The 12,876-nt window shown below is 70.4% G+C and carries 13 protein-coding genes; 10 read left to right on the top strand and 3 right to left on the bottom strand.

The window, feature by feature from the left end:
• Window positions 1-169 precede the first annotated feature (169 nt).
• The 7 genes from ccrA to pssA all read left to right on the top strand — a co-directional run bounded on the left by ccrA (window position 170) and on the right by pssA (window position 7,972).
• Window positions 170-1,507, top strand: coding sequence for a crotonyl-CoA carboxylase/reductase (ccrA, locus tag WAB15_RS32945; protein ID WP_399148921.1), 1,338 nt, complete (start codon window positions 170-172; stop codon window positions 1,505-1,507).
• 78 nt (window positions 1,508-1,585) lie between these two features.
• Window positions 1,586-3,598: a protein meaA gene (locus WAB15_RS32940; RefSeq protein WP_399148920.1), complete on the top strand. Its 2,013-nt coding sequence runs from the start codon at window positions 1,586-1,588 to the stop codon at window positions 3,596-3,598.
• Window positions 3,595-4,566, top strand: a complete 972-nt coding sequence (locus WAB15_RS32935) for an HpcH/HpaI aldolase/citrate lyase family protein (RefSeq protein WP_399148919.1) — start codon at window positions 3,595-3,597, stop codon at window positions 4,564-4,566. Before WAB15_RS32940 ends, WAB15_RS32935 begins: the two co-directional genes overlap by 4 nt.
• Window positions 4,567-4,571: 5 nt before the next feature.
• Window positions 4,572-5,096: a MaoC family dehydratase gene (locus WAB15_RS32930; protein ID WP_407288475.1), complete on the top strand. Its 525-nt coding sequence runs from the start codon at window positions 4,572-4,574 to the stop codon at window positions 5,094-5,096.
• Window positions 5,097-5,101: 5 nt separating this feature from the next.
• The gene (locus WAB15_RS32925; RefSeq protein WP_399148917.1) at window positions 5,102-6,307 is read left to right on the top strand and encodes an acyl-CoA dehydrogenase family protein; all 1,206 of its coding nucleotides are present in this window, start codon (window positions 5,102-5,104) and stop codon (window positions 6,305-6,307) included.
• Window positions 6,308-6,477: 170 nt separating this feature from the next.
• A complete protein-coding gene (locus WAB15_RS32920) occupies window positions 6,478-7,125 on the top strand; it encodes a phosphatidylserine decarboxylase (protein ID WP_399148916.1) in 648 nt (215 codons plus the stop codon).
• Window positions 7,112-7,972, top strand: a complete 861-nt coding sequence (gene pssA, locus WAB15_RS32915; protein ID WP_399148915.1) for a CDP-diacylglycerol--serine O-phosphatidyltransferase — start codon at window positions 7,112-7,114, stop codon at window positions 7,970-7,972. Before WAB15_RS32920 ends, pssA begins: the two co-directional genes overlap by 14 nt.
• A gap of 94 nt (window positions 7,973-8,066) precedes the next feature.
• Here pssA and WAB15_RS32910 read toward each other — a convergent pair whose 3' ends face one another.
• Complete coding sequence (locus WAB15_RS32910; RefSeq protein ID WP_399148978.1) at window positions 8,067-9,191, bottom strand: glycerate kinase; 1,125 nt, start codon at window positions 9,189-9,191, stop codon at window positions 8,067-8,069.
• 193 nt (window positions 9,192-9,384) lie between these two features.
• Between WAB15_RS32910 and WAB15_RS32905 the strand changes: the two genes are divergently transcribed.
• Both WAB15_RS32905 and WAB15_RS32900 read left to right on the top strand, forming a co-directional pair.
• Window positions 9,385-9,888, top strand: a complete 504-nt coding sequence (locus WAB15_RS32905) for an NUDIX domain-containing protein (RefSeq protein WP_399148977.1) — start codon at window positions 9,385-9,387, stop codon at window positions 9,886-9,888.
• A gap of 147 nt (window positions 9,889-10,035) precedes the next feature.
• Window positions 10,036-10,824, top strand: coding sequence for a nucleotidyltransferase domain-containing protein (locus tag WAB15_RS32900; protein WP_407289334.1), 789 nt, complete (start codon window positions 10,036-10,038; stop codon window positions 10,822-10,824).
• A gap of 17 nt (window positions 10,825-10,841) precedes the next feature.
• Here WAB15_RS32900 and WAB15_RS32895 read toward each other — a convergent pair whose 3' ends face one another.
• Window positions 10,842-11,477 (bottom strand): NAD(P)-dependent oxidoreductase, encoded by a 636-nt coding sequence (locus WAB15_RS32895; RefSeq protein WP_399148914.1) that lies wholly within the window; start codon window positions 11,475-11,477, stop codon window positions 10,842-10,844.
• 122 nt (window positions 11,478-11,599) lie between these two features.
• On the opposite strand from WAB15_RS32895, the gene WAB15_RS32890 reads away from it, so the two are divergent.
• The gene (locus WAB15_RS32890) at window positions 11,600-12,259 is read left to right on the top strand and encodes a TetR/AcrR family transcriptional regulator (protein WP_407288474.1); all 660 of its coding nucleotides are present in this window, start codon (window positions 11,600-11,602) and stop codon (window positions 12,257-12,259) included.
• A 52-nt stretch (window positions 12,260-12,311) separates the two neighbouring features.
• Here WAB15_RS32890 and WAB15_RS32885 read toward each other — a convergent pair whose 3' ends face one another.
• Window positions 12,312-12,872, bottom strand: coding sequence for a methylated-DNA--[protein]-cysteine S-methyltransferase (locus tag WAB15_RS32885; RefSeq protein WP_407288473.1), 561 nt, complete (start codon window positions 12,870-12,872; stop codon window positions 12,312-12,314).
• Between the last annotated feature and the right edge of the window lie 4 nt (window positions 12,873-12,876).

Genomic DNA, 12,876 nt, shown 5'->3' with positions numbered 1-12,876 from the left:
AAGGCGGAGCGGAGCGAAGCCAGCGCTGCCGGCACCGCGACCGACGGCTCTGCGACCCCCGCAGAGACGGCGGAGACGGCGCCACCCCGGCCGAACCGACGGCACCACCTCCGCTCCACCCCCGACGTTCCCTCAAGCCGTTCCCAACGGACTTCGCCGGAGGCACCCCGTGAACGAAATCCTGGACGCAATCCTCGCGCCTGACACCACCAGCGCCGACTTCGCCGCGCTGCCCATCCCCGAGTCCTACCGCGCGGTGACCGTGCGCAAGGACGAGGTCGAGATGTTCGACGGCCTCACCACCAAGGAGAAGGACCCCCGCAAGTCGCTGCACGTCGACGACGTGCCGGTGCCCGAGCTCGGCCCCGGTGAGGCGCTGGTGGCCGTGATGGCCTCCTCCGTGAACTACAACTCGGTGTGGACCTCGATCTTCGAGCCGCTGTCGACGTTCGGGTTCCTGGAGCGCTACGGCCGCCTCTCCCCGCTCGCCAAGCGGCACGACCTGCCGTACCACGTCATCGGCTCCGACCTGGCCGGTGTCGTGCTGCGCACCGGACCCGGCGTCAACGCCTGGAACCCCGGCGACGAGGTCGTGGCGCACTGCCTGTCCGTCGAGCTGGAGTCCTCCGACGGCCACAACGACACCATGCTCGACCCCGAGCAGCGCATCTGGGGCTTCGAGACCAACTTCGGCGGCCTGGCCGAGATCGCCCTGGTCAAGTCCAACCAGCTGATGCCCAAGCCCAAGCACCTGAGCTGGGAGGAGGCCGCGGCGCCCGGCCTGGTCAACTCGACCGCCTACCGCCAGCTGGTGTCCCGCAACGGCGCCGGGATGAAGCAGGGCGACAACGTCCTGATCTGGGGCGCGAGCGGCGGTCTCGGCAGTTACGCCACCCAGTTCGCGCTGGCCGGCGGCGCCAACCCGATCTGTGTCGTCTCCAGTGAGCAGAAGGCGGAGATCTGCCGGAAGATGGGCGCCGAGGCGATCATCGACCGCAGCGCCGAGGGCTACAAGTTCTGGAAGGACGAGCACAACCAGGACCCGCGCGAGTGGAAGCGCTTCGGCAAGCGGATCCGCGAGCTGACCGGCGGCGAGGACGTGGACATCGTCTTCGAGCACCCGGGCCGGGAGACCTTCGGCGCGTCGGTGTACGTCACCCGGAAGGGCGGCACCGTCGTCACCTGCGCCTCGACCTCCGGCTACAACCACGAGTACGACAACCGCTACCTGTGGATGTCGCTGAAGCGGATCGTCGGCTCACACTTCGCGAACTACCGCGAGGCGTGGGAGGCCAACCGGCTGATCGCCAAGGGCAAGATCCACCCGACTCTGTCGAAGACCTACACCCTTGAGGAGACCGGGCAGGCGGCGTACGACGTGCACCGCAACCTGCACCAGGGCAAGGTCGGCGTGCTGGCTCTGGCGCCCGAAGAGGGTATGGGTGTGCGCGACGAGGAGATGCGCGCCAAGCACCTGGACGCCATCAACCGGTTCCGCGACGCGTAGGCAGCGCGGAACCACAGACACCGGCCGGAACGCCTGAGTCACCTCGGACGTTTCGAACCTCGAAGATTCGGGCCTGATATGACTGAGCGTCAGAAGGATCGTCCGTGGCTGATGCGGACCTACGCCGGGCATTCCACCGCCGAGGCGTCCAATGAGCTGTACCGGCGCAACCTCGCCAAGGGGCAGACCGGGCTGTCGGTCGCGTTCGACCTTCCGACGCAGACCGGCTACGACCCCGACCACATCCTCGCCCGCGGCGAGGTCGGCCGGGTCGGGGTCCCGGTGTCGCACCTGGGCGACATGCGGCGGCTGTTCCAGGACATCCCGCTGGACCAGATGAACACCTCGATGACCATCAACGCGACGGCGATGTGGCTGCTGGCGCTGTACGAGGTGGTCGCCGAGGAGCAGGGTGCCGACATCACCAAGCTGTCGGGGACCACCCAGAACGACATCGTCAAGGAGTACCTCTCGCGCGGGACGCACGTCTTCCCGCCGGGACCCTCCCTGCGGCTGACCACCGACATGATCACGTACACGGTGGCCAACATCCCCAAGTGGAACCCGATCAACATCTGCAGCTACCACCTGCAGGAGGCCGGGGCGACGCCGGTGCAGGAGATCGCGTACGCGATGTCCACCGCCATCGCGGTGCTGGACGCGGTGCGCGACTCCGGGCAGGTCCCGGCGGAGAAGTTCGGCGACGTCGTGGCCCGTATCTCGTTCTTCGTGAACGCCGGCGTCCGGTTCGTCGAGGAGATGTGCAAGATGCGCGCCTTCGGCCGCATCTGGGACCGGATCACCCGCGAGCGCTACGGCATCGACAACCCCAAGCAGCGCCGCTTCCGCTACGGCGTTCAGGTCAACTCGCTCGGGCTCACCGAGGCGCAGCCGGAGAACAACGTCCAGCGGATCGTGCTGGAGATGCTGGCCGTCACCCTCTCCAAGGACGCCCGCGCCCGCGCCGTGCAGCTCCCGGCCTGGAACGAGGCACTGGGGCTGCCGCGCCCGTGGGACCAGCAGTGGTCGCTGCGCATCCAGCAGGTCCTGGCGCACGAGAGCGACCTGTTGGAGTACGAGGACATCTTCGCCGGCTCGCATGTCATCGAGGCCAAGGTCGACGCCCTGGTCACCGACTGCTTCGCCGAGATCGAGCGGATCCAGGAGATGGGCGGCGCGATGGCCGCGGTGGAGTCCGGCTACCTCAAGTCGCAGCTGGTCTCCGCGCACGCCGAGCGGCGGGCCCGGATCGAGGCGGGCGAGGAGAAGATCGTCGGCGTCAACTGCTTCGAGTCCACCGAGCCCAACCCGCTCACCGCGGACCTCGACACCGCGATCATGACCGTCGACCCGGCCAACGAGGCGCGGGTGGTGCAGGCCCTGCACGACTGGCGGGACAACCGCGACGAGGTGCGCGCCCAGGAGGCGCTGTCGGTCCTGAAGAAGACCGCGGCCGGTGACGCCAACCTCTTCGCGGCCACCCTGGAGTGCGCCCGCGCCGGTGTGACGACCGGCGAGTGGGCCTGGGCGCTGCGGGACGTCTTCGGCGAGTTCCGGGCGCCCACGGGCGTCTCCAGCGCCCCCCTGGCGGTCGCCGCCGAGGAGGGCAGCCCGCTGGCGGCGGTCCGCGAGAAGGTCGCCAAGACCGCTGCCGAGCTCGGCAGCGGCAAGCTGCGGCTGCTGGTCGGCAAGCCCGGCCTGGACGGGCACAGCAACGGCGCCGAGCAGATCGCCGTACGGGCCAGGGACGCCGGCTTCGAGGTGATCTACCAGGGCATCCGGCTCACCCCGGAGCAGATCGTCTCGGCGGCCGTCGCCGAGGACGTGCACTGTGTCGGCCTGTCGATCCTGTCCGGCTCGCACGCCGAGCTGGTGCCGGACGTACTGGCCCGGCTGCGCCGCACCGGCGTGGACGACATGCCGGTCATCGTCGGCGGCATCATCCCCTCCGCCGACGCCACCGCGCTCAAGGAAGCCGGAGTGGCGGCCGTCTTCACCCCGAAGGACTTCGGTATCACGGAGATCATCGGCCGTATCGTCGACGAGATCCGCAAAGCGAACCAGCTCGACCCCCTGGAGGTCCCCGCATGACAGCGCCAGCGCCTGTCAGCCGACTGCGGCCGCGCCGCTCGTGTCTGGCGGTCCCCGGCAGCAATCCGCGCTTCCTGGAGAAGGCCCAGGGCCTGCCCGCGGACCAGGTGTTCCTGGATCTGGAGGACGCCTGCGCCCCGCTCGCCAAGGAGGGCGCGCGGCACACCATCGTCGAGGCGCTGAACGGCGGCGACTGGACCGGCAAGACACGGGTCGTACGGGTCAACGACTGGACGACGCACTGGACGTACCGCGATGTCGTCACGGTCGTCGAGGGCGCGGGAGCGAACCTCGACTGCATCATGCTGCCGAAGGTCCAGGACGCCCAGCAGATCGTGGCGCTGGACCTGCTGCTGACACAGATCGAGAAGACCATGGGCTTCGAGGTCGGCCGGATCGGCATCGAGGCGCAGATCGAGAACGCCAAGGGCCTGGTGAACGTCGATGCGATCGCCGGTGCCTCGCCGCGCCTGGAGACCATCATCTTCGGCCCGGCCGACTTCATGGCGTCCATCAACATGAAGTCCCTGGTGGTCGGCGAGCAGCCGCCCGGCTATGGCGCGGACGCCTATCACTACATTCTGATGCGCATCCTGATGGCGGCCCGGACCTACGATCTACAGGCAATTGACGGTCCGTACCTTCAGATCAAGAACATTGACGGTTATCGCGAGGTGGCCGGCCGCGCCGCCGCGCTCGGCTTCGACGGCAAGTGGGTACTGCACCCGGGTCAGGTCGAGGCCGCCAATGAGGTGTTCTCCCCCTCCCAGGAGGACTACGACCACGCCGAGCTGATCCTGGACGCCTACGAGTGGCACACCTCGGAGGCGGGCGGAGCCAAGGGTTCCGCGATGCTCGGCGACGAGATGATCGACGAGGCGAGCCGGAAGATGGCGCTGGTGATCGCCGGCAAGGGCCGGGCCGCCGGCATGATCCGTACGTCCAAGTTCGAGGCCCCGGAGGCATAAGCGCGATGCAGTTCGGCCGTACCTATGAAGAGTTCATCATCGGCGATGTGTACAAGCACTGGCCGGGGAAGACCGTCACCGAATACGACGACCACCTCTTCTGCCTGCTCACGATGAACCATCACCCGCTGCACATGGACAGCAACTACGCGGAGCAGACCACCGACTTCGGAAAGAACGTCGTCGTCGGCAATTACATCTACTCGCTGCTGCTGGGCATGTCGGTGCCGGACGTCTCCGGAAAGGCCATCGCCAATCTGGAGATCGAGTCGCTGAAGCACGTGGCGCCGACCTTCCACGGCGACACGATCTACGGCGAGACCACGGTGCTGGACAAGACGCCGTCGAGGTCCAAGTCCGACCGCGGCATCGTGTACGTGGAAACCAAGGGCTACAAGCAGGACGGGACCCTGGTCTGCGTCTTCCGGCGCAAGGTGATGGTCCCGACCGCCACCTACATCAAGGAGCGCGGCGGCGAGCAGCCCGGCCGCCCGGAGCTCAAGGCCCCGCCGGCCAAGAAGGAGAAGTAGTCACCATGACCCGTCTTGCGCAGACCGAGGGCCTGACCGACGTCCAGCGGGAAATTCTCTCCACCGTCCGCGACTTCGTGGACAAGGAGATCCTGCCGGTCGCCACCGAGCTCGAACACCGCGACGAGTACCCGACGCAGATCGTCGAGGGACTCAAGGAACTCGGCGTGTTCGGCCTGATGATTCCGGAGGAGTACGGCGGGCTGGGCGAGTCCCTGCTCACCTACGCGCTGACCGTCGAGGAGATCGCCCGCGGGTGGATGAGCGTCTCCGGCATCATCAACACCCACTTCATCGTGGCGTACATGCTCAAGCAGCACGGCACGCAGGAGCAGAAGGACTACTTCCTGCCGAAGATGGCGGCCGGTGAAATCCGGGGTGCCTTCTCGATGTCGGAGCCGGCACTGGGCTCGGACGTGTCGGCCATCTCCTCCAAGGGCGTGCGGGACGGCGACGATTACGTCCTCAACGGCCAGAAGATGTGGCTCACCAACGGCGGTTCGTCCACCCTCGTGGCGGTGCTGTGCCGTACGGACGAGGGCCACCCGGAGGGCACCGCCCCGCACAAGTCGATGACGACCTTCCTCGTGGAGAAGGAAGCCGGATTCGGTGAGGTGCGCCCCGGCCTGACCATCCCGGGCAAGATCGACAAAATGGGCTACAAGGGCGTCGACACCACCGAACTGATCATGGACGGGCTGCGCATCCCCGCCGATCGGGTGCTCGGCGGCCAGACCGGACGTGGCTTCTATCACATGATGGACGGCGTCGAGGTCGGCCGGGTCAATGTCGCGGCACGGGGCTGCGGCGTCGCCCAGCGCGCCTTCGAGCTGGGCGTTTCCTACGCGCAGCAGCGACACACCTTCGGCAAGCCGATCGCCCAGCATCAGGCCATTCAGTTCAAACTGGCAGAAATGGCGACAAAGGTCGAAGCGGCCCATGCGATGATGGTTAACGCCGCTCGCAAAAAGGACTCGGGCCAGCGAAACGACCTCGAAGCGGGCATGGCGAAGTACCTGGCCTCCGAGTACTGCAAGGAGGTAGTGGAAGACGCGTTCCGCATCCATGGCGGGTACGGCTTCTCGAAGGAGTACGAGATCGAGCGCCTCTACCGCGAGGCCCCGATGCTCCTGATCGGCGAAGGTACCGCCGAGATCCAGAAAATGATCATTGGTCGCCGGCTACTGGAGGAGTACCGAATCCAGGGGTGAACGCCCGGTTTGGGCCGATTTACCCTAGACGAAGATCACACCCCGTCATCCTACTTCGGCCACGGATTGGCTCTGGCTCTTGGCCAGTTGCCGCTCGCAACCGATAGCATCCTTGGAAAGCCGCCGTCCCCCGTATCCATACGCGGCATCCTCCGCTACGAAGGTCATCCATGCCCCACAGCCAATCCTCTGCACAACGCGGTCGCGTCCGCCTCGCGCGCGGAGCGTCGCCGTGGCTCCTGCCGACCGTTGCCACGGCAGCGGTCAGCCTCGCCCGGTCCCGCCGGTCGGGTCGCTGGGCCGCCGTTGCCGTGCCCACCACCGCTCTGGCGGCGGGCATGCTGTGGTTCTTCCGCGACCCCGAGCGGGAGATCGCTCAGGGTCGTGTCATCTCCCCGGCCGACGGCGTGGTGCAGAGCATCATGCCGTGGAAGGACGGGCGCACCCGCGTCGCGATCTTCATGAGCCCGCTGAACGTCCACGTCAACCGCGCGCCGCTGGCCGGCACGGTGACCTCCGTCGAGCACATCCCCGGCGGGTTCGTTCCGGCGTTCAACAAGGAGAGCGAGAACAACGAGCGGGTCGTCTGGCACTTCGACACCGAGCTCGGCGACATCGAGATGGTGCAGATCGCCGGCGCGGTGGCCCGCCGTATCGTCCCCTACGTGCCCGAGGGCACGAAGGTGGAGCAGGGCGAGCGGATCGGGCTGATCCGTTTCGGCTCCCGCGTCGACGTCTACCTCCCGGAGGGCGTCGAGGTGGCGGTCGAGGTCGGCCAGGCCACCACCGCGGGGGTGACTCGCCTTGACCGTGGTTGATCCCGAGACACAGGCGGGCTGGGCACCCGAGACCGACGAGGACGAGGACGACATGCCGCTGTCCACGCGGCTGTCAATAGCGGACACCCTCACCCTCGGCAACGCGATCTGCGGCTTCATGGCGGTGTACTTCACCACCACCGGAGTCCTCATCCCGCACCTCACGGGGACCGAGGACGGCGGGATGGCCCGGCACAGCGCGGCCATGGCCGTGATCCTGATGCTGCTCGCTTCGGTCTTCGACCTCTTCGACGGGCTGGTGGCGCGCAAGCTGCGGGCCTCGGCGATGGGGGCCGAGCTCGACAACCTCTCCGACCTGATCAGCTTCGGGCTGGCGCCCGCGTACTTCGTCGTGACCTGGGGCATGGTCGCCCAGGACGCGCACCAGCGGGTGTCGGTCGTCGCGGCGGTGGTGGTGCTGCTGGCGGTGGTGCTGCGGCTTGCGCGGTTCTCCTGCGTCACCCTGCGCGACGGGATCTTCCAGGGCATGCCGAGCCCGTTCGGCGCCCTGACCGTCGTGGCCATCGTGCTGCTGGAGCTGCCGTTCCTGCCGACGCTGCTGGCGATCATCGGGGTGGCCTGGCTGATGGTGAGCCGGGTCGAGTACCCCAAGCCGCGCGGCCGGCTCGCCGTGGCGATGCTCAGCTGGATCGTGCTCAGCATGGGGATGCTCGCGGCCTGGGCGCTGGACGCCCCCGGCGGCCAGCTGCTGCTGCAGACCGGCTGCTCCCTCCAGGTGGTCCTGGGCGCGATGATCCCGCTGTTCGCGACGGCCCGGAGGGTCAACACCTTCCGCGACAACCGCCGCGAGTCGCGGGCCGAGTCGCGCGCCGCACAGCTGCCCTAGCGCAGACGCGGCACCCCGCACAGAACGCCGAGAGCCCCGAGCGAACGATTCGCTCGGGGCTCTCGGCGTTTCGCGGCGTGCGCCGGGACCGCCCTCAGACCAGGAAGTCGCGGGCCAGGCTCTCCGCAGCCCGCTCCAGCAGCGGGCCCGCCTCGGCCATACAGCGGGCCGGGTCGGACTCCAGGTCCGTCAGGGCGTAGGCGCGCTGGATACCGGCCCGGCTCAGCGCCTCCTGCGGCAGCTGGAGCCGGCCGCAGACCGCGACCACGTCCAGGCCGGCCGCCCGGGCCGCGGCGGCGACGCCGGCCGGCGCCTTGCCGTGCAGCGTCTGCTCGTCCAGCGAGCCCTCGCCGGTGATCACGAACGTGGCCTCCGCCAGGGCCGGGGCGAAGCCCAGCACGTCGAGCATCACCTCGATGCCCGGCCGGAACGCCGCGTCCAGAGCCACCAGCGCGCCGTAGCCGATGCCGCCGGCCGCGCCCGCGCCGGGAGCCAGGGCGTACTCGGCGGCCTTGGGGCCGACCGTGCGCTCCAGCACCTCGGCGTAGTGCGCGAGGGCGGCGTCGAGCGTGGCCACGTCGTCCGGGCCGGCGCCCTTCTGCGGGCCGTAGACCGCCGGGGCGCCCTTGGGACCCGTCAGCGGGTTGTCGACGTCGCTGGCGAGCACGATCTCGGTCTTGGCCAGCCGGGGGTCCAGGCCCGACAGGTCGGCCGTGGCCAGATCGCGCAGCGGGCCACCACCGGGGGCGACCGGCGCACCCTCCGCGTCCAGGAAGCGGGCGCCCAGCGCCGCGAGCATGCCCGCACCGCCGTCGGTCGTGGCGCTGCCGCCGACGCCGAAGACGATGGTGGTCGCGCCCGCGTCCAGGGCCGCCAGCAGCAGCTCCCCGGTGCCGTACGTGGTCGCCGTCAGGGGGGCGAAGGCGCCCCCGGGCAGGTGCTGGAGGCCGGACGCCTCCGCCATCTCCACCACCGCGGTGCCGTCCTCGCGCAGCGCGAAGGTGGCCGTCACCGGCGCGCCGGTGGGACCGGTCACCTGCACCCTGTGGGGCGCGAATCCAGCGGCGAGAGCCGCCTGTGTCGTGCCGTCGCCGCCGTCCGCGACCGGGACGGCCGCCACGTCCAGATCGGGGACCACGCGCCGCAGACCGGCCGTGACGTGCTCGGCGACCTCTACGGCCGTGAGTGAACCCTTGAACTTGTCCGCGGCGATCAGCACATGTGCTGTGTGTGTCCTTGCTGCGTCCGCCACCGTGTTTCCCCTTGCTTTCGAACTGGCAGTCGCGCCGCTGCGACCTTATCCGGCGAGCGGCCCGGCGAACAGGGCACATAGGTCGTAGGCGCTCCCGAAAGCGCCCAAGTGCGCCCTCGAAGATCAGCCGGGCAGGCTCTAGGCTCGCGCCGTGACGACCATGGATTACGCCACGTACCTTGCCGGACTGCCCCGTGTTCTCGCGGGAGCGGGAGCGATCTTCCGTGACGCGGAAGGCCGCATTCTGCTCGTGGAGCCCAACTATCGCGACACCTGGATCCTGCCCGGCGGGACCGTCGAGTCGGACCGCGGCGAGTCGCCCCGCCAGGCCGCGCGCCGCGAGACCGCCGAGGAGATCGGCCTGGATGTGGAGCTGGGCCCGCTGCTCGCCGTCGACTGGGTGCGCGGCGAGGGGCGGCCGCCCTTGGTGTCGTACCTCTTCGACGGCGGAGTGCTGGACGCCGGCCGGCTCGCCGCCATCCGGCTCCAGGAGGAGGAGCTGCTGTCGTGGCGGCTGGTCCATTGGGACGAGGCCCAGACACTGGTGAACCGGGCGATGGCGCTGCGCATCGGCGCGGCCCTCAAGGCCCTCGCGGACGGCCGCGGACCGGCGGAGCTGGAGGACGGGGTGCCGCCGAAGGTCGCCGGCGGGATGTCGGGATGAGTCGGCGCCGCCCGGGAAAATGACATGATCGGCGGCTGCCCGCGCGCCTAGGGTGCCCCCGTGGACAACACCGTACAAGACACCGTGGAAGACGCCGTGGGAGCGATCGCCGCCAAGGTCGCTCGGGTGCCCGGAGTGGTCGGGGTGATGCTCGGGGGGAGCCGGGCCCGGGGGACGCATCGGCCGGACTCCGACTGGGATCTGGGGCTCTACTACCGGGGCGAACCGGATCTCGGGGCACTGGAGAGCCTGGCCGCGGAGCTGACCGGCGGGCCCGTCGAGGTCTATGCGCCGGGGTCCTGGGGTGCGTGGGTCAACGGCGGTGCCTGGCTCGTACTGCCCGACGGGCGCCGTATGGACTGGATCCTGCGGGACGTCGACCGGGTGTGGCGGGTGTGGGAGGAGTGCCGCGCGGGCCGCTTCGAGATCGGCGTCCAGGCCGGTCATCCCCTCGGCTTCTGGTCGCCCGCCTACCCGGGTGAGGCGGCGCTGGGCCGGGTGCTCTCCGACACCGACGGGGAGCTGGCCCGACTGAAGGAGGCGGCGCGGGACTACCCGCCGGCGCTGCGCACGGCGCTGACCGGTGCCGCGGTCTGGGACGCCGGGTTCTCCACGGCGATGGCGGGCCGGTCGTACGCGACCCGGGACGTGCTGCACGCCGCGCTGTGCCTGTCCCGCGCCGTCGGCCACCTCGTCCAGGCGCTGCACGCGCACCACGGCGTCTGGTGCCTCAACGAGAAGGGCGCGCTGGCGGCGGCCGCGGCGCTGCCGCAGACCCCGTCCGGCTTCGGTGACCGCGCCGCCGCCGTGCTGTCCCGGCTCGGGCCTACGGGGGACGAGCTGCGCCGCGCGCTGGCGGAGGCGGAGCGGCTGGTGGCGGAGGTGCGGGCGGTCGTGGACGACCCGGGCGCGCCCGCCGCGTCCACGGCGGACTGAGCCCTGCCCCGTGGCGCTCAGCGGCTGATGCCGACCGCGTGGCCGTAGGTCTGCGGATCGGCGAGGAAGTCGAGCATGGCGCGGGCCACGTCGGCGCGGGCGATGGACGCCCCGGCCGGGCCGGCTTCGACGGCATGGCGGTAGCGGCCCTCGCCCGGCTTGTCGAGCAGGCGGGGCGGGCGGACCGCGGTCCAGTCGAGCCCGCTGCCGCGCAGGACGGCCTCCATGCGCTCCAGGTCGGTGTACAGCTCCTTGAGGACCGCCCACAGCAGGGGCCCGAACACCCGGTGGCTCAGGAACGGCTGGCCGGTACCGGAGCGGTTGAGCGGGCCCGCGCTGACCATGAGGACGCGCCGTACGCCGGTCGCCTTCATCGCCTCGACCACCGCGCGCGCCGAGGTGGAGGCGGGCCGCAGCGGGTCGTGCCGGCCGGCCTGGCCCATACCGGAGAGCACCGCGTCGGCGCCGTCGACCACCGCCTGGACGGAGGCGGCGTCGAGCGCGTCGGCGCGGACGACGGTCAGGCGGTCGTGCCGCTCGGTGAGCTTCTCCGGGCTGCGCAGCGCGGCGGTCACCTCGTGCCCGTCGGCCAGCGCCTGGCGGACGAGCTGACGGCCGACGCCGCCCGACGCGCCGAGAACGGTGAGCTTCATGCCTCTCCCGTGATGAGTGGGTGTCGCGTGGATGCGGGATGCACCCTCCGTAGGTGAGTGGGTACTCACTCACCCTACATGGTGAGTGAGTACCCACTCACCTGTCAATGTAGGATCGGGGCATGCCCCAAGACGCCGCCGCTCCCCTGACCGGAGGCGCCCGCACGCGCGCCCGCATCCTCGACGCCGCCGCCGCGCTGATGACGACCGTGGGGCTGACCCGCACGACGACGAAGCAGATCGCCCGGGAGGCCGGGTGCTCCGAGGCGGCGCTGTACAAGCACTTCCGCAACAAGGAGGAGATCTTCGTCCGGGTGCTGCACGAGCGCGCCCCGCGGTTCTCCACGGCGCTGGAGCAGCTGCCGGACGTCGTGGGCGACGAGCGCGGCCCGTCCGGGCACCTCCAGGAGGTGGCGCTGGCGGCCGTCCGCTTCTACCGGCGTGCCTTCCCGATGGCGGCGTCGCTCTTCGCCAGTCCGGAGCTGCTGGCGACGCACCGCCGCAAGCTGGACGAGCTGGGCACCGCCGGGCCGCAGAACGCCAGCCGGCAGCTGGCCGACTACCTCCGGGCCGAGCAGGAGCTGGGCCGGGTCTCGTCCGCCGTCGACCCGCACGCGGCCGCCACGCTGCTCATCGGGGCCTGCTTCCACCGGGCCTTCCTCGACCTGTTCTTCGGCACCGAGGCACCGGCCGGCGCACTGCTGCCCGAGACCGAGGAGGAGTTCGCGGCACAGACCGCACGGGCCCTGCTCGACGGGCTCACCCCACGGGCCACCTCCTAGGCCTTTCCTTCACCTCGCCTGCCGGGGGCGCTCTCGTGGCCCAGGGCTCGGGTCAGCCGAACGCCTCCGCCGGGAACAGCGTGTCCGCCTCCTCCGACCGTTCGAAGGCGAGCAGCCGGCGCTTGCGGTCCAGGCCGCCGCCGTAGCCGGTCAGGCTGCCGTCGGCGCCGACGACGCGGTGGCAGGGGACGATGATGCCGATCGGGTTGCGCCCGTTGGCCAAGCCGACGGCGCGGGCCGCCGACGGTGCCCCGATCCGTTCGGCGAGCTGCCCGTACGAGAGCGTCTCGCCGTACGGGATGGTGCGCAGCGCCGCCCAGACGCGGCGCTGGAAGGGCGTGCCGCGCAGCGCGAGCGGCAGGTCGAAGGCGGTCAACTCGCCGCGGAAATAGGCCCGGAGCTGGGCGATGGCGGCGGCGAACGGCGGCTCGCCGGGGTCCGCCGGGCTTCCGAAGGTCTCCTGGGGCGGGCGATGGCGCTGGTCGGTCATGTAGAGGCCGGTCAGCGCCGCTCCGGCGGCGACGAGGGTGAGGGAGCCCACCGGGGTGCCGGTCAGGACGGTGTGGGTGAGGGGGGCGGTGTCGTCGCGGGGCTCGGGTGCGTGGACGGTCATGGCT

The sequence above is a fragment of the Streptomyces sirii genome, from assembly GCF_045690365.1.
Classification (GTDB): Bacteria; Actinomycetota; Actinomycetes; order Streptomycetales; family Streptomycetaceae; genus Streptomyces; species Streptomyces sirii.
The sequence above is the reverse complement of the archived record's forward strand: the minus strand, read 5'-3'. Positions and strand labels throughout refer to the sequence as shown.